The 20632-nt window shown below is 43.6% G+C and carries 22 protein-coding genes; 11 read left to right on the top strand and 11 right to left on the bottom strand.

The window, feature by feature from the left end:
* Nucleotides 1-5 precede the first annotated feature (5 nt).
* The 4 genes from CD004_RS18975 to CD004_RS18960 are packed head-to-tail and all read right to left on the bottom strand — an operon-like array spanning nt 6 to nt 4647.
* The gene (locus CD004_RS18975; RefSeq protein ID WP_102264176.1) at nt 6-1487 is read right to left on the bottom strand and encodes a Na+/H+ antiporter subunit D; all 1482 of its coding nucleotides are present in this window, start codon (nt 1485-1487) and stop codon (nt 6-8) included.
* Entirely contained in the window at nt 1480-1821 is a 342-nt protein-coding gene (locus CD004_RS18970; RefSeq protein ID WP_102264175.1) for a Na(+)/H(+) antiporter subunit C, read from the bottom strand. The genes CD004_RS18975 and CD004_RS18970 overlap by 8 nt, the downstream gene beginning before the upstream one ends.
* Nucleotides 1821-2243 carry a Na(+)/H(+) antiporter subunit B gene (locus CD004_RS18965; RefSeq protein ID WP_023626644.1) on the bottom strand — a complete coding sequence of 141 codons (423 nt, stop codon included), beginning with the start codon at nt 2241-2243 and terminating at the stop codon, nt 1821-1823. The genes CD004_RS18970 and CD004_RS18965 overlap by 1 nt, the downstream gene beginning before the upstream one ends.
* Nucleotides 2230-4647, bottom strand: a complete 2418-nt coding sequence (locus CD004_RS18960) for a Na+/H+ antiporter subunit A (RefSeq protein ID WP_102264174.1) — start codon at nt 4645-4647, stop codon at nt 2230-2232. Before CD004_RS18960 ends, CD004_RS18965 begins: the two co-directional genes overlap by 14 nt.
* Before the next feature lie 217 nt (nt 4648-4864).
* Here CD004_RS18960 and CD004_RS18955 point away from each other — a divergent pair, with 217 nt between their 5' ends.
* Nucleotides 4865-5068 carry a hypothetical protein gene (locus CD004_RS18955; protein WP_102264173.1) on the top strand — a complete coding sequence of 68 codons (204 nt, stop codon included), beginning with the start codon at nt 4865-4867 and terminating at the stop codon, nt 5066-5068.
* 146 nt (nt 5069-5214) lie between these two features.
* Nucleotides 5215-5772 (top strand): YufK family protein, encoded by a 558-nt coding sequence (locus CD004_RS18950; protein WP_102264172.1) that lies wholly within the window; start codon nt 5215-5217, stop codon nt 5770-5772.
* A 164-nt stretch (nt 5773-5936) separates the two neighbouring features.
* Here the strand turns inward: CD004_RS18950 and CD004_RS18945 are convergent, their stop codons facing one another.
* On the bottom strand, nt 5937-7754 hold the full coding sequence (locus CD004_RS18945) for a transglycosylase domain-containing protein (protein WP_102264171.1): 1818 nt from the start codon (nt 7752-7754) through the stop codon (nt 5937-5939).
* A 232-nt stretch (nt 7755-7986) separates the two neighbouring features.
* On the opposite strand from CD004_RS18945, the gene kapD reads away from it, so the two are divergent.
* Nucleotides 7987-8610 carry a 3'-5' exonuclease KapD gene (gene kapD / locus CD004_RS18940; RefSeq protein WP_102264170.1) on the top strand — a complete coding sequence of 208 codons (624 nt, stop codon included), beginning with the start codon at nt 7987-7989 and terminating at the stop codon, nt 8608-8610.
* 45 nt (nt 8611-8655) lie between these two features.
* On the opposite strand, the gene CD004_RS18935 is transcribed toward kapD, so the two are convergent.
* Entirely contained in the window at nt 8656-9039 is a 384-nt protein-coding gene (locus CD004_RS18935) for a kinase-associated lipoprotein KapB (protein ID WP_102264169.1), read from the bottom strand.
* A 107-nt stretch (nt 9040-9146) separates the two neighbouring features.
* Here CD004_RS18935 and CD004_RS18930 point away from each other — a divergent pair, with 107 nt between their 5' ends.
* From CD004_RS18930 to CD004_RS18920, 3 genes are all read left to right on the top strand, one after another.
* Complete coding sequence (locus CD004_RS18930; protein WP_102264168.1) at nt 9147-9875, top strand: peptidylprolyl isomerase; 729 nt, start codon at nt 9147-9149, stop codon at nt 9873-9875.
* A 73-nt stretch (nt 9876-9948) separates the two neighbouring features.
* Complete coding sequence (locus tag CD004_RS18925) at nt 9949-10161, top strand: hypothetical protein (protein WP_102264167.1); 213 nt, start codon at nt 9949-9951, stop codon at nt 10159-10161.
* 320 nt (nt 10162-10481) lie between these two features.
* Complete coding sequence (locus tag CD004_RS18920) at nt 10482-10931, top strand: hypothetical protein (RefSeq protein ID WP_102264166.1); 450 nt, start codon at nt 10482-10484, stop codon at nt 10929-10931.
* A gap of 50 nt (nt 10932-10981) precedes the next feature.
* Here CD004_RS18920 and CD004_RS18915 read toward each other — a convergent pair whose 3' ends face one another.
* Nucleotides 10982-12151: a MalY/PatB family protein gene (locus CD004_RS18915; protein WP_102264165.1), complete on the bottom strand. Its 1170-nt coding sequence runs from the start codon at nt 12149-12151 to the stop codon at nt 10982-10984.
* A gap of 85 nt (nt 12152-12236) precedes the next feature.
* On the opposite strand from CD004_RS18915, the gene CD004_RS18910 reads away from it, so the two are divergent.
* Nucleotides 12237-12497 (top strand): DUF1871 family protein, encoded by a 261-nt coding sequence (locus CD004_RS18910; RefSeq protein ID WP_102264164.1) that lies wholly within the window; start codon nt 12237-12239, stop codon nt 12495-12497.
* Nucleotides 12498-12532: 35 nt separating this feature from the next.
* Here CD004_RS18910 and CD004_RS18905 read toward each other — a convergent pair whose 3' ends face one another.
* The 3 genes from CD004_RS18905 to CD004_RS18895 form a co-directional block, all read right to left on the bottom strand.
* Nucleotides 12533-13387, bottom strand: coding sequence for an alpha/beta fold hydrolase (locus tag CD004_RS18905; protein ID WP_102264163.1), 855 nt, complete (start codon nt 13385-13387; stop codon nt 12533-12535).
* Nucleotides 13388-13658: 271 nt separating this feature from the next.
* A complete protein-coding gene (locus CD004_RS18900) occupies nt 13659-13904 on the bottom strand; it encodes a helix-turn-helix domain-containing protein (protein ID WP_102264162.1) in 246 nt (81 codons plus the stop codon).
* Between the two features lie 93 nt (nt 13905-13997).
* The gene (locus tag CD004_RS18895; protein WP_102264161.1) at nt 13998-15341 is read right to left on the bottom strand and encodes a sodium-dependent transporter; all 1344 of its coding nucleotides are present in this window, start codon (nt 15339-15341) and stop codon (nt 13998-14000) included.
* Between the two features lie 277 nt (nt 15342-15618).
* Here CD004_RS18895 and CD004_RS18890 point away from each other — a divergent pair, with 277 nt between their 5' ends.
* The 4 genes from CD004_RS18890 (at nt 15619) to CD004_RS18875 (ending at nt 20198) form a co-directional block, all read left to right on the top strand.
* On the top strand, nt 15619-16176 hold the full coding sequence (locus tag CD004_RS18890) for an RNA polymerase sigma factor (RefSeq protein ID WP_102264160.1): 558 nt from the start codon (nt 15619-15621) through the stop codon (nt 16174-16176).
* On the top strand, nt 16169-17866 hold the full coding sequence (locus CD004_RS18885; RefSeq protein WP_102264159.1) for a hypothetical protein: 1698 nt from the start codon (nt 16169-16171) through the stop codon (nt 17864-17866). The genes CD004_RS18890 and CD004_RS18885 overlap by 8 nt, the downstream gene beginning before the upstream one ends.
* Before the next feature lie 121 nt (nt 17867-17987).
* Nucleotides 17988-18383 carry a S1 domain-containing post-transcriptional regulator GSP13 gene (yugI, locus tag CD004_RS18880; protein ID WP_102264158.1) on the top strand — a complete coding sequence of 132 codons (396 nt, stop codon included), beginning with the start codon at nt 17988-17990 and terminating at the stop codon, nt 18381-18383.
* A 621-nt stretch (nt 18384-19004) separates the two neighbouring features.
* Nucleotides 19005-20198 carry an ornithine--oxo-acid transaminase gene (locus tag CD004_RS18875; RefSeq protein ID WP_102264157.1) on the top strand — a complete coding sequence of 398 codons (1194 nt, stop codon included), beginning with the start codon at nt 19005-19007 and terminating at the stop codon, nt 20196-20198.
* 80 nt (nt 20199-20278) lie between these two features.
* Here CD004_RS18875 and CD004_RS18870 read toward each other — a convergent pair whose 3' ends face one another.
* Complete coding sequence (locus CD004_RS18870; protein ID WP_023626663.1) at nt 20279-20512, bottom strand: DUF378 domain-containing protein; 234 nt, start codon at nt 20510-20512, stop codon at nt 20279-20281.
* Between the last annotated feature and the right edge of the window lie 120 nt (nt 20513-20632).

Genomic DNA, 20632 nt, shown 5'->3' with positions numbered 1-20632 from the left:
GCTCATCACTCCTTCAAAACAGCATTGATGTAGATTTCCGGATTGGCAAGCGTTTCGGCGGCTGTTGAAATTACCGGATAAATAGCCTCAGTTCCGAAGCCGTATAACACAGCGAACACAGTGAGAATTGCAGGTGCAACGAGCAGCCACTTTACAGGTACCTTATCTTCATTCTTATAGGCTCTCGGCGTTCCCCAGAAGCCCCTGATAAAAATCCTCATCACTGAATACAGGACAAGCAAGCTCGACATCAGTACAACAAAAGCACCGATATAGTTTTCTGTTTCAAATCCAGAGCGCACAATCATAATTTTGCCTGCGAAACCACTGAGCGGCGGAATGCCGGCAAGTGCGGCTGTGGCAATGAAGAATGTCCACCCAAGTGCAGGGTATCTGTTGATCAGACCGCTGATTTTTTCAAGGTCGCTAGTTCCTGTGATCATGATGATAATTCCAATCAACAGAAACAGTGTCGCTTTGATGTTCATATCGTGCATCAGGTAAAAGACCGAGCCAGTGAGTGATTCAGGTGTCAGGACGGATACACCGAACAAGATTACCCCGACTGCAACGATGATGTTATAGATAATGATTTTTTTGATATCAGTATAGGCCATTGCCCCGATGACCCCAGCAATGATCGTCAAGACAGCGAGGATTTGCAGCAATTGATGGGTATAGCCGACATCATGGTAAAAGAACAATGTGTATGTCCTGGTAATTGAGTATACGCCAACCTTGGTCAGGAGTGCACCGAACAGTGCCATTACTGGAGCTGGCGGTGCGTAATACGACCCAGGCAGCCAGAAATAAAGCGGGAAAATCGCGCCTTTCAGTCCGAATACAATCAAGAACAATACGGCGATCACCGTAATGATTCCGGCACTCCCAATTTCGCTGAGTCTTACGGAAATATGCGCCATATTCAGCGTCCCTACCACTGAATACAAATAGGCTACAGCGATAACGAATAGGGCGGATGAAATAACGTTCACGAGTATGTATTTAATCGATTCGCGGAGCTGGATTTTCGTCCCGCCCAACACAATTAATACATATGATGACATCAGCATCACTTCAAAAAATACAAACAAGTTGAAAATATCGCCCGTCGTAAAGGCTCCGTTAACCCCGACAATCAAGAAGTTGACGACTGGATAATAAAAGAATCTTTCGCGAGCTTCTCCTATGGATTTGAAGGAGTAAAACAACGCTGCAAAAGCAATGATACTTGTCGTCAATACAAGCAGGGCGGAAAGCATATCCGATACAAGCGTAATGCCGTATGGTGCTTCCCAGTTACTGAGATCCATCGTCTGGATGCCATTCCGATAAACCTGGTTTGCCAGCATAAAGGAAACAGTAATCGTGAGCAGTCCGCTTATTGCTGAAATCCATCGCTGGGCCATGATGTTTTTAGTGAAAAAAATAAGTACAACCCCTGTAATCAGAGGAATTAAGATGGGTAATATGATTAGATTATTCATGTCCTTCCTTTCCTCTCAAGCGATCCATATTATCGGTTCCAAGCTCCTGGTAGGCACGGTAGGCCACAACCAGGAAGAATGCTGTAACACCAAAGCTGATGACGATCGCTGTCAGGATCAGTGCCTGTGGCAGCGGATCGGCATAGGATGGGGCATGTTCTCCCAGGAGCGGGGCTGCACCTCTTTTTAAGCCTCCCATTGTCAGCAGGAGAAGGTGGGCACCGTGACTTAACAGCCCTGTCCCGATAATAATCCTGAGCAAGCTTTTTGAAAGCATGAGGTAAGTGGCTGTCATAAATAAAATTCCAATTAGAAAAGCCATTAAGATTTCCATTATTCGCTCTCTCCAATCGTTTGAATAATGGTCATTGTCACACCAATGACGACAAGGAAGACCCCTGTATCAAACAAAACCGCTGTATGCAAAGATGTCTTGCCGAGGAGCGGCAAATAAGCGTAAGTGTATGCATGTGTCAGGAATGGCATATTGAAAAATAACGCTCCTGCACCTGTTCCAATCGCAATGAGCAGACCGACAGCGACAACTTTTATATAATCAAACGGCAAAATCATTTTGACTGTCTTGATATCGAATGCTAGTAAAAGCAATACAATCGCTCCAGAGGTCATCAATCCGCCGATGAATCCACCGCCCGGATAGTAGTGGCCTGCAAAAAACAGGTGAATCGAAAACAGGATGATGACGAACAGGACGAACTTTGTAACAGTCTGGAGGATGACATCATTTGTTTTCATCCAATTCTCTCCCCCTTGTCAGCCGAAGCTTGATCATCGCAAAAATACCAAGGGCAGCAATGCCAAGAACGGCAATTTCAAACATTGTATCGAAGCCGCGGAAATCAACGAGGATAACGTTGACCATATTTTCGCCGCCAGCTTTTTTATAAGTATTTTCAACATAATACTCCGAAATGGAGCTAAACGTTTTGTTACTATGGGCAGATAAGGCGATCATCGTTACTATTGCCCCTACTCCGATAGAGATGAGTGCGTTTGTAGCCCTGAAGCGGATTCGCTCCTCATTTCTCCTGATCTGCGGCAAGTGGTAAAACGCCAGCAGGAACAGGGCAACAGATACAGTTTCGATGACCAGCTGTGTCAGTGCCAGGTCAGGCGCCCTGAATAGTACGAAAAACAGTGCAACTGTATAGCCAACTGCGCCAAGCAGAATGATGGACGTCAGCCTTGATTTGGCGAACAGGATGGTAATTGCTGATACAGCCATAATTAAAACGAGCACGACTTCGAAAAAGCGGATTGGGGCGACGTCGCTCAAATCCAGTTTGAATGCATTCTTGAAAAACAATGTCGAAGCAAGAGCCAAAATAAAGAATGAAAAGATATAAACGAGATACGTCCGGATGAAACCGGTCATATATGACTTCGTAATATTTTTAGACGTTAGCTCCAAGAGTTCCAAACCGCGGTCATAGAAACGATTGAATGACATGCGTGAAGGAAGCTTGCTATAGATCCCTGCCCATTTAGGCATGAACTTGTAGAGCAATATTCCGAATGTAATAACACCGATTGTCATGAACAATTCAGCTGTTGGCCCGTGCCAGTGAGAAATATGGACATCGAATCCTTCACCATTTCCGAGCAATGATGGAAGTATCGACCCCATTGCAGGCGAAATGATGATATGTGACAGTACATTCGGGAATATACCGAAAATGATGACAAGTGACGCAAGGATAACCGGCGAAATCAGCATTCCGATTGGTGCTTCGTGTGGTTTCTTTTCCAATTTCTCAGGCTGGTACTTGCCCATGAAGGTTTTGAATACATACATCATGCTGTACAGGAATGTGAAAACACTTGCTGTCCAGGCAATGATCGGGAACAGGATGCCCCATGTATCCATATTGAAAATATCCATTTCCGCTACACGCAGCATGCCGGTAAAGAACATTTCTTTACTCAGGAAACCGTTGAAAGGAGGAATTCCGGCCATCGAGAATGTTCCGATGATCGCTAGCGTGAAAGTGATTGGCATGAAATTCATTAAACCGCCAAGCTTGCGAATATCCCTTGTCCCAGTTTCGTGGTCAATGATGCCGGTCACCATGAACAAACTTCCTTTGAATGTGGCATGGTTAATCAAATGGAAGACCGCGGCAGTGACCGCAACAATATAATAGCCATCTTCAATCGTGCCGTAATGAAGTGCTGCAGCACCTGCCCCAAGAAGTGACATGATCATCCCCAGTTGGCTGACAGTTGAGAAAGCGAGAATGGCTTTTAAATCGGTTTGTTTTACCGCTGAGAATGAACCCCAGAATAATGTGATTACCCCAACTCCAGCTACAAGCCAAACCCAGGTACCTGAATGTGCGAAAACAGGCGTCATACGCGCGACAAGATAAATCCCCGCTTTAACCATCGTAGCCGAGTGCAGGTATGCGCTGACCGGCGTAGGTGCTTCCATGGCGTCAGGCAGCCAGATGTGGAATGGAAACTGAGCTGATTTTGTAAAAGCCCCCAACAAGAACAAAATCAATGTCGCAGTGAATAAAGGATGGTTGACGACTTCATTTGACATTTGGATTGTTTCAGTAATGCTGAAGGTCCCTGTGATAATATAGAGCATCAGGATCCCGCCGAGCATGGATAATCCCCCGAAAACAGTGATCAGCATTGACTTTTGTGCACCATATCTGGAACGCTCACGATGGTTCCAATATCCAATCAGCAAGAAAGACGAAAAGCTGGTCAACTCCCAGAAGGTATAGAGAACAATCAGGTTGTCGGATAAAACGACTCCGAGCATCGCACCCATGAACAAAAGCAGGTAGACATAGAAAGTATTCAGCTTTTCCTTGTCCGGATTTAAATAATAAATCGAATACAGCACAACCAAAGCGCCGATTCCAGTGATCAGCAGGGCGAATAATAGCCCAAGACCGTCAACTTTTAACGTAAAATCAATCCCAAGAGAAGAAATCCAAGCAACAGTTTCCATTACGATACCGCCATGGCTGGTCGTGCCGATGAATTGCAGGAAATAAGCAAACAGTACGGCAGGCAGCGGCAAAAGGAACCACCCAGTATGAATGTTCTTGAAATACTTATGTAAAAATGGAATTAAGATCGCGAGTAAAAGCGGTGATAAAACTGCAAGATGAAGTAAAGACAAATGATAATACCTCCTTATTTAATTCCAAATGCATGGCTTAACATTATATTTTTTGCCAATTTAATCAAGTTCATGCCCCCAACTCACTGATGTGAAAATTATATCGTAAAAAAGATGCAGATGCATGTTATCGACCTTGATGAATAAAGGTTTTATCCATTGTTGAATAAAATCATGATTCTTTTTGCATACTAACAGTGAATAGGGGGGATAAGCCATGGCCCGAAAGCTGACAGTATGCATCGGGATATTCCTTAGTTTATTTTCGGGGTTCATGTTTCTCGATAACAGGAATGACAAAGAGTTGTCAAAGCAAGGACCTGGAGTGCTGAAAGTCCAGCAGTCAGAGTTGGACGAGGTTGAAACTGCCACATATGTACCATTCGGTTCAAGAGAATACGTCCGGATTGTGCCACAATAACACCAACCTTTTTATACGGACGAGCCTCATAAAGGTTTCAAAAAAATTAAAGTTCCTGCAAAGGGGCTTTTTTCTTTTTGTTGCTGGTATTGAAAAATTCTTTCATAATATTTAGTAGGAAATGAAAGAATTGAGTGAATTGTCCTATGAGAAATCCATATTTAACAAGCTACTTTCCGCTGCTGTCCATTATTTTGTTTAGTTTGTCTCTATCATTGCGCACGGAAATGGAGTTGATCTCCATCCTGAAAAATGCCGGGATCTATGAGGGAATGCTTGAATTCTTTTCTGATACCGGGATTAAATTATCCTTGCTGGCTTTACTGATGGTGGTGTATTTCATGGTGTTTGCGGCCATGAAGCTGATTGCCGATACTATAAACGAGGTCAGTCTCTTGTTTTTCTCAAAGGATCATGAAGGGGAAAGCCTGTATCTGATTCGCCATGGCGCAACGATTTATTTTGTGGGCAGCGTAATATCCTTGCTAAGCTTCTACAGCTTTATCGGTATAATGGCTATTTTTGCTGTTGCAACAATGGTATATTTCATTTATTTTGTCTATAAAATCAGCCCCAAGCTCACGATGGCTGGATTGATCGGAATCGTGTTCTTCCAGGTCATTCTCTGGAGTACGCTTGTCCTCGGCATCATATATCTTGCGGTAAAAGTGTATAACAGCCTGATTGCGAGCTTGCCGATTTAAATGTGGATGACGTTCAAAAATGTGTGAGAAGAAAGAAAAAGTGTCCGTCATAGGAGTGATGACGGACAGAAATGGATCAGAAGGAAAGAAAAAGTGTCCGTCATAATGGTAATGACGGTCAAGAATAAAGATTTAAGTTGAACCGGGCGGAACTTCTGCCCGGTCTATTTTTTTACGATGTCTTTCCAGATCAATAGGTGTGGCGACTGATGATTGATATGTTCCATGCTCTCAGGTTTGTCTTTGCCGACCCACACGCCTGCAGTCAGCGGCCCGTTGAAGCCGATGAACCAGAAGTCTTTAAAATCATTTGTCGTTCCGGTCTTTCCCCCAGCACCGTGGACGGCAGCCGCCACCTTTCTTGCTGTTCCTGAAGTTACGGTCTTTTGCAGGAGGCTTCTGACTTTTTCGGCGGTGCTTGGATTCCAAACCTGGACAGGTTCGTCATTCCATTTATAAAGTACCTCTCCGCTATAACCTGTTACCTTCGAGATTGCCCTTGGCTTCAGGAAAAGCCCTTTATTGGAGAAAACCGTATAAGCTGATGTCATTTCTAGAGGGCTCATTCCAGTTGTGAACCCACCGACTGCCGACGCCAGAACGTGGTCTTGCTCTGTGACTTTTCCAAATTCGAATGCTTTAAGGTCTCCGAACGCTTCGTCCACGCCAACTTGCTGTAAAATTCTCACTGCGGGTGTGTTGTAGGAGTTGATGAACGCCCTTTCAAGTGTAACCATCCCATAAGTGGAACCTCCGTAGTTTTTCGGACAATATCCTTTGATGCAAAGAGGTCCTGCGTTTATTTGAGAATCATGGTTTGCATCAAACCTTTCAAAGTATGGGGCATAGACGAGCAGTGGCTTGATTGATGAGCCAGGCTGGCGAAAAGCCTGGTACGCACGATTGAAGTCGCCACTCTGATAACCCTTTCCTCCTGAAATAGCGACTATCTGGCCGGTTTCATGGTTGACCACTGTGGCAGCTCCCTGGATATTTGCGTCTGGCAGATGATCTGAGACTGCCTGGACAGTCCGTTTTTGCATTTCAATATCAAGATTTGTATGGATGGTCACCCCTGAACGAAGCAACTCCTCAATTCTATCGGTTAAATCATCAGTGTTATCGATATTCTCCTGTTCGAAAATCAGTTCTCTCAGTTCATGTAATGCGTAGGAAGAATAATCCGGATATGAATCTTTCCTGTAATCGACTTTTAAGTTGATTGGTTCCTTCTTTAACTTTTTAGCCGCTTCAGGTTTGATTTTTCCATGTTGAGCCATCTGGTCAATCAGCCGTTCCTGGCGTTTTTTTGTTCGTTCAAAATGTTTAATCGGGTCATAGTAGGATGGATTATTTGGAATTGCAGCGAGAAATGCCTGTTCTGCTTCTGTTAATTTTGCAGGCGTTTTTTTAAAATAAAAATCCGCGGCAGCCTTGATTCCATAAGCATTATTATGGAAATAAATTGCATTCAAATACTGCTCGAGAATTTCTGCCTTTGAAAAAGACTTCTCCAGCTGGTAAGCATATAAAACTTCACTCAGCTTGCGATTATAAGATTTGTGATGGTTTAAGTATTGATTCCGCGCCAGCTGCTGGGTAATAGTGCTCGCACCCTGTTCAATGTCAGCGGAATGGATATTAATAGCCAGTGCACGGCCGATTGCAGGCAGATCAAAACCAGGATGCTTTTCAAAGTTTCGATCTTCAGAAATAATGAACACATCTTTTATAAAATCAGGGATTTCATGCCCCGCAGCATAGCTCCGGTTCATCGGTCGATAAATTTCGGTGATGACCTCGCCGTTATTGGCAAGAATTAAACTGGTTTGAGAAAGCTTCGTCTCTGAAAGCTCGATCTTTTCATCAAGGATATCACTGAAACTTACGGCATTCCCTGCTTCGGTATAAGTTAGAATGACAACTGCAATAAACGCTGGGATCAATAGTAAAATCAAAAGATAGCCTGTTATAATCCTCACGATAATTCCTTTCTGCGTCTAAATGATTTTTTATTACTCATCATATTATCGGAACGAACGAGCTGTTTTTCACTTCTTTTTCCGATACCCCTTATGTTTAAAAAAATGCCGAGTCTAAATTGCAGAAAATTTAAAAATTTACCAAGAAACGTGATATAATAGAAAAAATAATCGACCGAAAAGCATATACTGGTTACATACAACTACTGGCTTTTCAGAAAGTTGGGGAAGCATGAGCGAAAAAGAAAGGACAACATTATTTATTGATTTTGAATTTACGATGCCTGACCGCAACAGCAGGAGAAGGGGCTTTTACCCGGAAATCATTGAAGCTGGGGCTGTACTTGTCGAGAACGGCAAGATTGTTGAACAATTTTCTTCCTATGTAAGGCCGATGCGTTTTCCGATTTTGACAGAACGCTGCCGTTCTTTCCTGAACATTTCTCAGGAACAGGTGAATTCAGGAATCACGTTCAAGGCTTTGGTAGATAAGCTTAAGTCGATGGGTGGGAGCAAGAATTGCCAGATTGTCACCTGGGGCAATATGGACATGAAGGTATTGCAGCAAAATTGCCAGCAGGCTTCTGCAGCTTTTCCGCTGCCGGGTAAGCAGATTGACCTTTCGATGGAATATAAGCGTTTCTTCGGCGACCAGAATCAAACGGGTCTTTGGAAGGCAGTACAGGAGTATGGCAGGGAAGGGACCGGAAAACACCATCGTGCACTTGACGATGCTTTGACGACCTACCACATTTACAAGCTCGTGGAAAAAGACAAACAATATCTGCAGAAACCGGAACCCGCAACAATCGGGGACATGGTCGATTTTTCCAAACTGCTCAATAAATTCGCATAGAAAAGCCAGATTGGAACATACAATCTGGCTTTTGGCGTTGATAGGCTAATTTTTATAATAATCCTTCTCAAGAGATTCGAGATTTCTAAGGCTTTGCTGTGCCCATGCGGAATCGTCACCTTGTAGTTCGGCACGAAGCTTGCTGGTAGCTTCTTTTAATGACTCAAGGTATTCTGGGATTTCACCATCGAATGGCTTGACCATTTTTTCCGGGATATTTGCTTGTTCGCGATAGGAAAGTGCTTTTCTTTCATGGAAAAAGCCAATTGCTGCATCCTTTGGATTATGGAGGTCGCCCTGCATTGGGTGTTTTGCGACAGCCAATACTCGGACAAGATAGTGCTGTGGCCTGCGTTCCGTGATTTCGCCTATGTATTTGCCGGTCTTATAAATGGCAGTTACCTGATCGCCAATGTTTAATTCAGCCATATTGAAGCTCCTTTCGAGTTCGAGTTAATTTCTTATATTATAGCAAAAAAGACAGATGCAAAACATTTTGTAATCGTTTAAAGTGTCTAATAGGAGGGATACATACAATGACTAAAAAAATATTCGCGATTTTATTTGCAATGATGGTTGTACTTGCGGGCTGCGGTACAGCTGATGAAAAGCAGGAAGCAGACAAGCAGAAGGAAGAAACGACTAATGCTGGACAAGCTGGCCAGGCCCAGGAAGATCTTGATTACCCTCAAGCGACTGCCGAAGTTCAGGAAAATGAAAGGCTTGTGGAAATGGTCACTTCCATGGGCAGTGTTAAAATCAAGCTTTTCCCCGAGCAGGCTCCAAAGGCAGTAGAGAATTTTATTAAGCACAGTGAAGAGGGCTACTATGAAGGAGTCACCTTTCACCGCGTTATTGACGGGTTCATGATTCAGGGCGGCGATCCTGATGGAACTGGAATGGGCGGCGAAAGTATTTACGGCGGCCCGTTTGAAGACGAATTTTCAAAAGAGCTTTTCAACATCCGCGGTGCATTATCGATGGCCAACTCCGGGCCGAACACGAATGGAAGCCAGTTCTTCATCGTCCAGAACAGCGAGTTGGATGCTAGTTTGCCAGAGCAGATGAAGCAGGCAGGCTATCCCGAAGAAGTACTGAAGATGTATGAAAGCGGCGGGACGCCTCATCTTGATGGCAGACATACCGTCTTCGGCCAAGTGGTTGAGGGAATGGATGTAGTGGACAAGATTGCCTCTACGCCAACAGGCGCACAGGACAAGCCGGAGAATGATGTCGTCATTGAAAAAATCAATGTTTTGAAATAGAACATAGCATCATGTTGGACGGATTCCTAAAGCTTGCTATAATGTTTTGAGAGCTTAAGAAAGGAAGATGAGAATGAGTAAGTGGTTTGTCATCTCATTATTTTTATATTTTCCAGAAGACAAGTCTGAATATATCCCGGCCGCGATCACTTCACTCGTTTTCCTGATTGGGGCGATCCTGACGATGAGATACATCATCAAAATTTCCAAAAGGGAAGCGCAGAAAGCAAAGGAACACGAGCAGGCAATCATGAAGCAAATGAACGATACAAAGGAGAACAGCTGATTTATTGGCTGTTCTTTTTTTACCTCTCCTGGAATTGGAGAAAAAACGCGAAATCTCCAGTTCGCGGAATTATGATGGAATTTCGCGGGATTTCGTTTGTTTTTCGCGGAATTCCGCAAAGGTTTCGCGAAATTATCCTCTCTTTTCGCGGAATCAGGCACGTTTACGGATGGTTATCCTCCTTGTTAGCGGAATCAAGCAATCATATTGTTCCAAATAGGTTTAGCACATTAAAAACCGGGGTAAAAGTCATGTTTTCATTATTTTACAAAAGCGATATAATACAATTTATATTCTAATATCAAGAGTAGGGGTATAAATTGAAGAACTTACAGATAGAGAGTATTATCGAACCCATTCTTGTCCAATCTGGCAGCAGTGTCCAGGTTGAACTTGAGGATTTTTTTCCGGGCGACCGGTTTGCGGGCGGGAAATATAATTTCGGTACTCATACGATTACTTTATATATTGAAGAGATCAAGGCGCAATGCCTGCAGCTCTTTTCGTCATTAGAACAATTTGAGGATTATCTTGCGGTCGTTTTTGTACATGAAATTGGCCATGCCGAGGACCGCGAACTTGCGGAGTTAATTCATCAGATGGAGGAAACCGGCAATGACTTGTTAAAAAAGAAGGTTGCCCTCCAGATTGAGATGAATGCCTGGGATTACGCACGCATGCTGATTCCGGAAGAGTTACACCCATTCATGGATACAATCATCGGCTATTCCTTAGAGCCATATTACGAAGCGCTGGAAGTGAGCGCATAAAAAATGGAGCCTGCCCGAATGGGACAGCTCCATTTTTGCTTTTTTTAGTTCTAACTGAATGCCAGTTTCAATCTTTCCAGTCCTTCATTCAATGTCTCACGGGGGCATGCCAGATTCATCCGTACAAAGCCTTCTCCGCCTTCACCGTACTTCGTTCCTGGTTCCAGTCCCAGCTTCCCTTTATTGAGCAGGGTATCCTTTATCTCCTCGTCACTCAAACCAAGTTCTCGGCAGTCAATCCACAAAAGGTAAGTGGCATCTGCTTTCATCGGTTTTAGTGCGGGCAGATGTTCTGCCATAAAGTCGGTCGCTATTTTCATATTCTCATCCAGATAAGCTAACAGTTGATCAAGCCATTCCTCGCCGCCGCGATAGGCTGCCTCCATTCCGGCGATCGCGAAGGCATTCAATGTGAAGAAGCCCTGCTGATCATGGATTTCTTTGAATTTTGCCTTCAAATCTTTATTGGGAATCAATGCGGCGGATGCCTGCAGACCAGCAAGATTGAAGGTTTTGCTTGGTGCAACGAATGTCGTTGTGATTTCCCTGAACTCTTCTTTTATTGAAGCGATCGGGATATGGACGTTCGGCTTGAACACTAAATCGGAGTGGATTTCATCTGAAACGATCAGACAGTCATGCTTCACGCACAGGTCACCGACTTTTTCCAGCTCTTCTCTCGTCCATACCCTGCCACCCGGGTTATGCGGGTTGCAAAGGATGAACATCTTCACCCCTTCTTTCAGCTTTGCTTCAAAGTCAGCAAAGTCGAGTTCGAATCTCCCGTTTTCATATAGGAGATTAGATGTTACCAGAGTTCGATCATTATTATTGACCATGTTGAAAAATGGTGGGTACACAGGGGAATGAACAAGCACCTTATCGCCTTTTTGAGTAAATGCTCGAATTGCCGTGCTGATCGAAGGGACGACCCCTTCGCTAAAAACGATAGATGATTTCTTGAACTCGCAATCATGGCGATTTTTCATCCAGTCCTGTATCGCTTCAGTTACAGACATCGGGACAAATGTATAGCCGAAAATCCCGTGTTCGATCCGGTCCTTCAGTGCATCCGTAACTGCCTTGGGAGGATGGAAGTCCATATCCGCGACCCACATTGGCAGGATATCGTCTTTGCCGAAAACCTTATCGATCGCATCCCACTTCACTGAATGTGAATTGTTCCGGTCCACTACTTTGTCAAAATCTATTCTTTCCATATGTACGCACCGCCTTTTCCTGAAAAATTTATCTCTCACTAACAATATGATAAGATATTTCTAAAAAATAATCAGGTGATTGAATTTGGAATCTAAAGAACTTAGTTATAAATTGATCGATGTTTTAAATAAATGGGATCCTTTCAAAGTAGGCGCAGGCCAGTTCGATCCGGAAATCGCCGATATCCTTCAGGCTGTCCATGATCATGACGAAGCCGATAAAATCGCCCAAAGAATTCAGTCTGTATTTGAATTTTCGTTTGAACAAGTTTTGCCATACCAAGAGTGTCTTTCAATAGCGAATACCTTGCTGGCCATCAAGAACGAAGACACTTGTTCCTTATAAAACTGCATATAGTGCACTAGCAGAAACGGCAGCCATCAAAGGCTGCCGTTTGCTGTTGCTTCTGCTGTTTCCTCCGCTGCCATGAACCTGTTGATCAGCTGGTGGACATCTTCAGGCCTTTCCTCGGGGACAAGGTGGCCAGTCTCCTTTAAAATGATCAGTTCTGAATTCTTCAAATCGTTATTCAACTTTCTCCCAATCCGGACTGGGACGACTTTATCATGTTCACCCCAGATGAGCAGGCAAGGTGCTTTAATTTTTCGTAACTCCTCAGCTGAAAGATCGCCCTCCCGGTGGCGGATCATCATCGTTAAGGCTTTGAAAATATCATCCTCTAAAAATGGAGAGAGATAGCCATACAGCATTTCATCATTGATCATTGAATGGTCATAGACTACGTTTTGCAAGTTCTGCTTTACTCCTGAGCGTGCCAGGTGGAACTTTACATAGAGATGGAAATACGGGATGTAGCTAGAAAGTACGAGTGGCAGCTTTGCCTTTTTCAAATATCCTGAACTGCAAAGCAGAATTCCTTTTTTTGCATATTCCGGATGGTGCAGCAGAATGTTCATGGCTATTTGGCCGCCCATTGAATGTCCAACGACATTAAACTCACGGATGCCAAGGGATTTCATCAATTCAACAACCGTTGCAGCAAGGTTTTCATAGGAATATTTAAAGCTGGAAATCTTGCCGCTTTTCCCAAAAGGGGGAAGGTCCACGGAAATGACGTTATAATCCTCTTTTAACATGGGGACCAAATGCCTGAAGCTGAAAGTTGAGGAAAGAAATCCATGAAGCAAAACCAGTGTTTCCTTCGACTCCGGGTTCTGGTAGTGCTCGTAGTAAAGATCGATTCCTCTTACGGTTTTATTCCTGGCGAATTCCATCGGCTTTCACTCCTGACATTATTAGCAAATTAGGAAAGGTATGCCATTTATTTTCCCCGCAAATTCCAACTTCACACAAAAAAATGACCGGAAAACAAAAAAAATATGGACACCAATACTGGTGTCCATTAAAAAAGGGGGGAATACTAGAAAGCCTTATGGGACTAGGATAGCCAGATTGGCAGAATAGTATACATTAATTTTCGAAATTCTTATAAAAAATAAAACAGGCAGAAAGACTGCCTGCTAAGGTGTATGATGGTTATTCAGGTTACAAGCTGCTTGGTCTTTGGTCGAGTTCTGGCGGTGCAGCATAATAAATCTCTCCCATTAACTCTGACGCAGGGACATCAAGGGCTGTCGAGATCTTTAAAATCGTCTGCAATTTAGGTGTCTGCTCGCCGCTTTCGTATCTTTGTATCGTTCGCGTACCTACCCTGATTTTTAAAGCGAGCTCCTCCTGTGAGATTCCGACTCGTTCACGGCACATCTTGATATTCTGTCCAATTGCAGTCATCGCTCATCACCTCCAAAAATAAAATATCTCTTACTATAAGTTTATCATTAAATTTTTGAAAATATCGACAATAATGTGAACGTTTTCTTAACATTAAATTATACCAATCGATTGTAAAAACACAATGCCAATACCGATTGGTACGATGTAGCGGATGGAAAAGTACCAAATGTTGAATAACAACGGATTACTTCCAGTGCCCTCCTCCATTTCACGTCTGACCAATTTTCGCGGAAGCACATAGCCGACGAATATGGCGATGAAAAAGGCGCCGAGCGGGAGGGCGATATTGCTCGTCAGGAAGTCGGCAAGATCAAAGAAGGTTTTTCCAAAGAATTTCACCTCTGATAAAACGCCGAAGGATAGGGCATTCGGGATTCCTGCTGCAAAAACTAGCAGGCCAGCAATCCAGGAAAACTTTTTCCGCTTATTTGCGTCTCCTTTAGAAAGGACAGCGACGATGATCTCAAGAATTGAAAACGCGGAAGTCAATGTCGCGAATAGCAGTAAAATCAAGAAAATCGTCAAGAATACCCCGCCAAATGCCAGTTCATTAAAGACGGCAGGCAGTACAACGAAAACGAGCCCTGGCCCAGCTTCCGGCTCCAAACCAAAGGCAAATACAGCCGGGAAAATGACAAGTCCTGCGAGCAGTGAGATGAGAATATTCAACCCCACGACTGAAAACGCCGATTTCGCCAGGCTCTCCCCCTTGGACAAATAAGAAGCATAAGTCACCATAACTGACAGTCCAACACTTAGTGCAAAAAAGGACTGCCCCAGTGCCATTAATATGGTTTGACCTGTAACAGCGGACCAGTCAGGCTTCAGGAAAAATTCAACCCCGGCCATCGCTCCATCCAGTGTTAAAGACCTGATGACCAGGATGATAAACAGGAGAAACAGTGCGGGCATCATGTATTTGCTCGCTTTTTCAATGCCCTGCTGGACTCCGCCCTGTACGACCCAAATGGTTAGAATCAGGAATAACAGCTGCACTACAACTGCCTCAATAGGACTGGAAATGATGCTTTCAAAGGTTAAGCCATATTCTGCCTGGGTCAATCCTGAAAGTGATCCGGTGAAACTCCGCGCTAAATAGGAAAGGATCCAACCGCCAACTACACTGTAGAAAGACAGAATCAGGAATGAAGCAATGACACCGCCATATCCAAGCAAAGGCCATGCGCTTTTCGGAGCCAGGTGTTTATAGGACATAACGGCGTCCTTTTGGGTATTGCGGCCAATAATGAATTCAGCCAGCAAAATAGGCGCGCCTATAAAAATAGTCATCAGCAAGAAGAAGATAAGAAAAATGCCGCCTCCATTTGTACCTGCCATATAGGGGAATTTCCAAATTGCCCCGAGCCCAATGGCAGATCCAGCAGCAGCGAGGATGAATCCGAGCTTTGAAGTCCATTGTTCGTGCTTGTTCATAAGAAAACTCCTTTAGTAAAAAATCTGAATATTTTTATTTTCTGACAAAATAAAAAAATACCTTTTCATGTTACTATTTTTTCAGGAAAAAGCATAGCATTTTCAGGCTTTAAACAATTATTAAGCTTTTTGTTATTTTTTTGAAACAAATAACAAAATATGCCGTTTTATAGGTAAAGTGGTTCTCACTTGTATGGACGGAAACGTAATCGGCCGCTATCGTCTCCGGTAGGTGAAAACAACTGAATAAGATATGTACCAGTTTGGGGGATCCAAAATGAATGATGATGAATTAGTGTTCCGGGCCCGGAATGGCAATATGCAGGCTTTCGCGGAGTTGATCGATATCCACACACCAACCGTTAAGCGCTTTGCCTTCCAGCTTGGGAACAAATATGACGACATAGATGATATCACTCAGGAAGTGTTCGTCAGGGTATACCGCTTCCTCGACCAATTTTCTCATGCCAAATTCACGACATGGCTCTATAAAATCACCTTGAATGTCACGAGAGATTTTTCGCGAAATAAGCAAAGGCAAATCAAAAAGGTTCTGATGATTGGCAAGGAACGAACATACATCGGAAAGACAGCAGAAGAAAGCATCCTGCGTTATGAAGAAGACAGGACACTGCATGAATGCATACAAAAACTTGATGAGAAATATCGCGTACCAATCGTCCTCTTTTATTTTCACGAAAAGAGCTACGACGAAATCTCGGAGATTACCGGTGCATCATTGTCAAATGTAAAGACACGGATGTCAAGAGCGAAGGAACATTTGAAGAAACTGCTTACTCTAGCCGAAAAGAAGGAGGGTGAAAACCATGGATGATCAGTTATTGGAAAAACGTCTGAACAGCCTGAAAAAAGCGTACGATGAAATGCCGGAAGAAGAGAATCGTTCAGCGATCCTTGCAGCCATCAAAAGAGATCAAAAAAAGAAACCGAATAAATGGATTCACTTGCCTTACGCTGCGAGCTTTATTGGAGTTGGGATGATCGCAGGGGTTTTGATGATGCAATATATTGGGGATCAGGTGCCTTCCGGTGATAAGTCAGAGCAGTACCAGGCATCCACCGGTGAAAATAATTCCGTGGATTTGAAGGAAGCTGATGTTAAAGATGTGTTTGAGGATTTGGAGAAATACTATAATGAAAGAGTTGCTGAAACAAAAGCCGAACTGGGAATGGGGGCTGGATTTGAGAGATATTTATATCCATCCATCGGCGAGGATATCCAAAATACAAAAAATGAATTTCTAACCTATATGGAGGAACATGATACGGAGGATTTGGCAGAGGTCAGGAAAAATTTTAGAAGCCAAATCGACCAGGCCTTTACTCTTCCTTCCGAGATCATCAATAAAATCCAGAAAGAAGGCCATGAAAAAGTCGACTTTGCAGGTGACGAATTTACCTTGCTTACGCAGTTGGAATCATACACAGGCGTATATCAATATGGCATGGTATTTTACGAGTGGAATATAGAAGAGGCTATCAAAAAAGAAGGTCTGGAAGCAGTCGTTGAAAAGATGAATGCTGGCGGTAAAGGACTTGCTGATAAAGATTTGAAGAAGATGGCTGCCGTTGCAGTTGAGAACGGGTATGCGTTTCGTGAAGAAAAGGGCAAATTATTGCCATATGTGAATTTCATGGGAATCGCTGACCGCCTTCGCGTAAATGCCAACGAAGACTATATAACCTACCTGGAATTAAGAAGCAATCGGATCCAAGACAATATGGGAAAAGTGATTTCCTACAAAAATTACGCAGATGTATTGGTGAAACTTGAGACGGCAATTGGAACTGTGGAGGATTTAAAAATTAATGATATGTTGCGCGAGGATGCTAAGACACTCTACGTCATGTTTACAACCGGCTCTACCGTAAATCCGATTTACGGTGAAGATAATCTTTTAAAAGAAGAAGTGAAAGACGGCTATTTATATCTCATCAGAACCTATCCTGAGACCGACACAGCAGCTGCAGTAAAAACTATGTATGAACAGATGAAAATCAATAATTTCCAAAAGCCTGCTGATGAATGGGCCATTCGCATCAATCTTGTCTATCCAAAGTATATGAATATCCCAACCAATTCGAAGTCAGAAGATATGATTAACAAGGATGTACTTCCGATTTCAGAGGCCCTGCTGTCGAGCTATAAGGAATTTGCAGCTAAGAAGGACTTCAATATTTTGAGGAATTACGGACCGTTTGAAATCATGCAGTTGTACTTCCATGCAGACCAGAAAGGGGATTACGAAACCAAATACGCTCTTTACAGCAAGAATGGTGGGCAGCCTCCAGAAGAACAATATATACAAGAAATGAAGGAAGCAAAACTGGCACTTAGCGAAGCTCTGAAGGGATATGAGTTTGCTTCCCTGTACCATCCGGATAATGACCCGGAAGAAGTGATTGGAATCCAGCTGCATTTCAATGATCGCCCGGATGCTCCAGTCTTCCAGATGACCCAGGAGGACGGTTTCTGGAAAGTCCAGTATTTGCCATTACAGTAAGCTCGGATGGAAACACTCTTTTAGAATTATCTTATTCCTTTTGATAAATGCTACAGAATATGATATAATTTTTAATTGCGTATTAATGGGATAAAATAAAACAATATTTAGGAGTGTTTCCATGTCAGAAAATATTCAAGTAGGCAGCGTTTTAACAGGAAAAGTTACAGGAATCCAGCCATATGGCGCTTTCGTAGCGTTAGATGAAAATACACAAGGTCTAGTGCACATTTCAGAAATCACACACGGTTATGTTAAGGATGTTAACGAGCACCTTACAGTTGGCGATGAAGTGAAAGTGAAAGTTTTGTCAATTGATGAAGCTGCTGGAAAAATTGGCTTATCAATCCGTGCTACTGAAGAAGCACCAGAACAACCACAACGCGCTAAGAAGCCACGCAGTGCCAAGCGTCCAGCTGCTGTAGTTCAGCACCAGGATGACTCAGCTCAGGGTTTCAACACTTTGAAGGATAAGCTTCAAGAGTGGATCAACCAGTCAGATATGGCTAAGAAATAATTTTTCATGCAAAAACCGGACACTTTCGTCCGGTTTTTTTAATGCCTTGAAATAAGGTACAACTGCTATACCAACGCCGAGGTCATTCGGACAAGTTTAAGGGGAAGACATGAAAAGCTGTCCGTACATGAGCCAACTTCGGACAGGTTCTAGGCGAAGACGTGAAAAGCTGTCGGAACATGAACCAACTTCGGGCAGGTTTCAGGCGAAGACATGAAAAGCTGTCCGAACATGAGCCAACTTCGGACAGGTTCGAGGGGATGCCATGAAAAGTTGTCAGAACATGAGGTAACTTCAGACAGGTTTCAAGGGAAGACATGAAAAGTTGTCCAAACATGAGGTAACTTCAGACAGGTTTCAGGGGAAGACATGAAAAGCTGTCCGAACATCAGCCAACTTCGGACAAGTTTAAGAGGAAGACATGAAAAGCTGTCAGAACATGAGCCAACTTCGGACAACTTCCGGAGAAAACCAAGAGAAGCTGTCAGAACATATAGCTGCTGCAGACAGGTTCCACGGAAAAACCTGCCCCCAATCTTTTTTAGGGGGTTAAAATGAAAGAGCTTACAGGTTACAATATGATTGTCTAACCAATTTTTTCATTGGAACGGAGGAAGGTTCATGGCAACAAAAACTAATTCTTTGATCGAGCAGACTCAAAAGTATGGTGCGAATAACTATCATCCGCTGCCAATCGTTATTTCGAAAGCAGAAGGAGTTTGGGTAGAGGATCCTGAAGGCAACAGGTATATGGACATGCTGAGTGCGTATTCAGCAGTCAATCAGGGGCACCGCCATCCTAAGATTATCCAGGCGCTTAAAGACCAGGCTGACCGTGTGACTCTTACTTCAAGAGCATTCCACAATGACCAGCTAGGACCATGGTATGAAAAGATTTGCAAGATGACGAATAAAGAAATGGCTTTGCCGATGAACACTGGTGCGGAAGCTGTTGAAACGGCTATTAAAGCTTCTCGCCGCTGGGCATACGAGGTCAAAGGTGTTGCGGACAACCAGGCTGAAATCATCGCTTGTATCGGCAATTTCCATGGCCGCACAATGACAGCTGTTTCATTATCTTCTGAAGAAGAGTATAAACGTGGCTTCGGCCCGATGCTGCCAGGAATCAAACTGATTCCTTACGGTGACCTTGATGCGCTAAAGGAAGCGATCACTCCTAACACTGCAGCCTTTTTAATTGAGCCGATCCAGGGTGAAGCTGGAATAGTCATTCCACCAGAAGGATTCATGAAAGCTGCATACGATGTTTGTAAAGAAAACAATGTCCTGTTCATCGCTGATGAAATCCAGGCTGGTCTCGCAAGGTCTGGAAAAATGTTTGCATGCGAATGGGAGGGCATACAGCCTGATATGTACATCCTAGGAAAGGCGCTTGGCGGTGGAGTATTCCCGATTTCCTGTGTTGTAGCTGACAATGATGTACTGGGTGTATTCAACCCTGGTTCACATGGATCTACCTTTGGAGGCAATCCAATGGCCTGCGCTGTTTCTATCGCATCACTGGATGTATTGATCGACGAGAAGCTTGCAGACCGCTCTCTTGAACTTGGAGAATACTTCATCAGCAAGCTCCGAGAAATCGACAATTCCATCATCAAGGATATCCGTGGCCGTGGCTTGTTCATTGGCGTCGAACTGACCGAACCTGCACGGAAGTATTGTGAGGAGCTGAAAGAAGAGGGACTGCTTTGCAAAGAGACGCATGATACCGTCATCCGTTTCGCACCGCCTCTTGTCATCAGCCAGGAAGAACTTGACTGGGCGATTGAACGAATCAAAAAAGTATTATCATAAAAATGAGAAAACCCGCCTTTGTGGCGGGTTTTTTCATGTGAATATCGTCGGAGCTGACCGAGGCGCTTGCGCTTTTCGAATTAGCGAGTAGCTCGTGGTTCTGCTGCTCTTTCCTCTCTTTCGCTTGGTGCGAAAAGAAGACCGATGTTTATTAAACCAGCAAGACCAACCAGGCCATAAATGATTCGAGCCAATGCTGAATCCTGTCCGCCGAAAATTGCTGCAACAAGATCGAATTGGAAGAATCCTACTAACCCCCAGTTGATGGCCCCGATAATGGTAAGAACTAGTGCTGCACGTTGAATACCGCTCATGGGTGTTTCCTCCTTAAAATAAATTTGTTCTTTTATAGAGTGATTCAGCAGATGATGAATTATTCATCTGGAACATATTAAATCTTTATCCGTATGTAAAAAGATGAAACATTTTGGAGC

Source organism: Mesobacillus jeotgali (assembly GCF_002874535.1).
Lineage (GTDB): Bacteria > Bacillota > Bacilli > Bacillales > Cytobacillaceae > Mesobacillus > Mesobacillus jeotgali.
This window is presented reverse-complemented; position numbering and strand designations above follow the sequence as displayed.

Coding starts and splice junctions, on each gene's coding strand:
- CD004_RS18915 (WP_102264165.1), bottom strand. CDS start 12,151: ATGGAAAGAATAGATTTTGACAAAGTAGTGGACCGGAACAATTCACAT.
- CD004_RS18930 (WP_102264168.1), top strand. CDS start 9,147: ATGACTAAAAAAATATTCGCGATTTTATTTGCAATGATGGTTGTACTT.
- CD004_RS18970 (WP_102264175.1), bottom strand. CDS start 1,821: ATGGAAATCTTAATGGCTTTTCTAATTGGAATTTTATTTATGACAGCC.
- CD004_RS18955 (WP_102264173.1), top strand. CDS start 4,865: ATGGCCCGAAAGCTGACAGTATGCATCGGGATATTCCTTAGTTTATTT.
- CD004_RS18900 (WP_102264162.1), bottom strand. CDS start 13,904: ATGACTGCAATTGGACAGAATATCAAGATGTGCCGTGAACGAGTCGGA.
- CD004_RS18870 (WP_023626663.1), bottom strand. CDS start 20,512: ATGAGCGGTATTCAACGTGCAGCACTAGTTCTTACCATTATCGGGGCC.
- CD004_RS18965 (WP_023626644.1), bottom strand. CDS start 2,243: ATGAAAACAAATGATGTCATCCTCCAGACTGTTACAAAGTTCGTCCTG.
- CD004_RS18875 (WP_102264157.1), top strand. CDS start 19,005: ATGGCAACAAAAACTAATTCTTTGATCGAGCAGACTCAAAAGTATGGT.
- CD004_RS18925 (WP_102264167.1), top strand. CDS start 9,949: ATGAGTAAGTGGTTTGTCATCTCATTATTTTTATATTTTCCAGAAGAC.
- CD004_RS18950 (WP_102264172.1), top strand. CDS start 5,215: ATGAGAAATCCATATTTAACAAGCTACTTTCCGCTGCTGTCCATTATT.
- CD004_RS18890 (WP_102264160.1), top strand. CDS start 15,619: ATGAATGATGATGAATTAGTGTTCCGGGCCCGGAATGGCAATATGCAG.
- yugI (WP_102264158.1), top strand. CDS start 17,988: ATGTCAGAAAATATTCAAGTAGGCAGCGTTTTAACAGGAAAAGTTACA.
- CD004_RS18885 (WP_102264159.1), top strand. CDS start 16,169: ATGGATGATCAGTTATTGGAAAAACGTCTGAACAGCCTGAAAAAAGCG.
- kapD (WP_102264170.1), top strand. CDS start 7,987: ATGAGCGAAAAAGAAAGGACAACATTATTTATTGATTTTGAATTTACG.
- CD004_RS18905 (WP_102264163.1), bottom strand. CDS start 13,387: ATGGAATTCGCCAGGAATAAAACCGTAAGAGGAATCGATCTTTACTAC.
- CD004_RS18895 (WP_102264161.1), bottom strand. CDS start 15,341: ATGAACAAGCACGAACAATGGACTTCAAAGCTCGGATTCATCCTCGCT.
- CD004_RS18975 (WP_102264176.1), bottom strand. CDS start 1,487: ATGAATAATCTAATCATATTACCCATCTTAATTCCTCTGATTACAGGG.
- CD004_RS18935 (WP_102264169.1), bottom strand. CDS start 9,039: ATGGCTGAATTAAACATTGGCGATCAGGTAACTGCCATTTATAAGACC.